The sequence below is a fragment of the Streptomyces sp. NPDC104096 genome (assembly GCF_055584385.1).
Window position 1 is genome coordinate 1 of the sequence record NZ_JBVJMD010000162.1, and the last position, 1,271, is coordinate 1,271.

The window sequence follows — 1,271 nt, forward strand, 5'->3', positions numbered from 1 at the left end:
GTCTCCTGTCCCTCCTTCGTGCCCCAGCCGGAGCGGTACATCATCCACATGAAACTGGGTTTAATCCACGTCATGCGACCGGGCTTCCACGTGGCCGGAAAGCGGCCGTCTCGGATGGCAGGCAGTCCGATCTCAGGGCGGTACGCCTGGTAGACGGTGAGCGTGGACGCCGTGTGCAGTGCGCGGATCTCACGGTGCGGTTCTTTCATGGCGCCCAGCGTGGGCGCGGTCAGCCCAGGTGACCACCGAATTTCGACCGGCCGCTCGATTCAACAGTGCACGCCGGCCCCAGGCAGCAGGCAGTCGCCCGTGCGGACCAAGTCGCGTCCGGAGTCAGAACGGAGGTTCCTCCGTGCAGCCGCCGGTCCAGACGTCACGGACATATCGAGCGCGTGCGGCGATGTCAGCGGGACTCTCCACGGCGGCGATGTCGTAGCCCCAGTTCTTGAGTGCGTCCAGACAGCGGTTGCGGTTGTAGCGGTTGGTACTGGTAGCGGGGAGGCGATGGACGCGCCGACCGAGTTCGTCTTTGTGACAAATGAGGGTGGGATGCTCGATCAAGGGGATGGCGGCAACAACCGCGGCCTCACGAACAGCAGTGATTTTGTGGCCCAGGAAAGCCGAAACGGCACGGTAGAACGTGGGGCGGTGGTCCAGGAAGACGCGCATTTCTGGATAATCGCCGAGGCCGTCAGTGTTGAAGTGACGCTCGGCGACGGCAAGGCACTCGGCGTCGTAGGCAAGTGATCCAAGCCAGTCCAGCAGAGCCGCCCTCACCGGACAGTCTGTTTCCGAGTCGGCTCGACGGCCAGGTCCGACGGTCGCCGTCGCGGGGTGAGCGAGGATCGCGGCCACATAGAGCGCTACGGGGAGCGTGGCTTCGTAGAAGCTGTTCTGATGACATACCGGCTCCAGTTCTCTGATGGCCCTGATCTGAATCGTCGGATCGGCATCAAGGAGGCGAGGCAGCGTGGCCGACAGAAATCCGCCGTTCCCTCTCGCGGTTTCGAGTGAGGACCAAGCCGTACCGTCCAACAACATTTGATGATGCAGCAGTTCATCGGGCGTCAGATCCCCAGTCTGCTGATTCTCGCTGATCACGAGGCAAGGCTACGACGGAAGATCAAGATGTGGCATCAGGCCTCGCGTGCGGCCAGGGATGTGCGGCCCGGCCCGCGGTAGGTCTGTGAACATGGCTTGACTTGGATCAAGCCCAGTTTCATGTGGATGATGTACCGCTCCGGCTGGGGCACGAAGGAGGGCCAGGAGAA

The 1,271-nt window shown here is 62.8% G+C and carries 3 protein-coding genes; 1 reads left to right on the forward strand and 2 read right to left on the reverse strand.

Annotated elements, in window-relative coordinates; all coding sequences use genetic code 11:
- Positions 1–209 (reverse strand): DUF4291 family protein (locus ACZ60B_RS42970; RefSeq protein WP_469397554.1); only part of this gene is annotated, 209 nt, incomplete at its 3' end.
- Positions 210–333: 124 nt separating this feature from the next.
- Positions 334–1,101, reverse strand: a complete 768-nt coding sequence (locus tag ACZ60B_RS42975) for a hypothetical protein (RefSeq protein ID WP_469397557.1) — start codon at positions 1,099–1,101, stop codon at positions 334–336.
- Positions 1,102–1,197: 96 nt separating this feature from the next.
- On the opposite strand from ACZ60B_RS42975, the gene ACZ60B_RS42980 reads away from it, so the two are divergent.
- The coding region (locus ACZ60B_RS42980) for a DUF4291 family protein (RefSeq protein WP_469397560.1) at positions 1,198–1,271 on the forward strand (74 nt) is incomplete at its 3' end.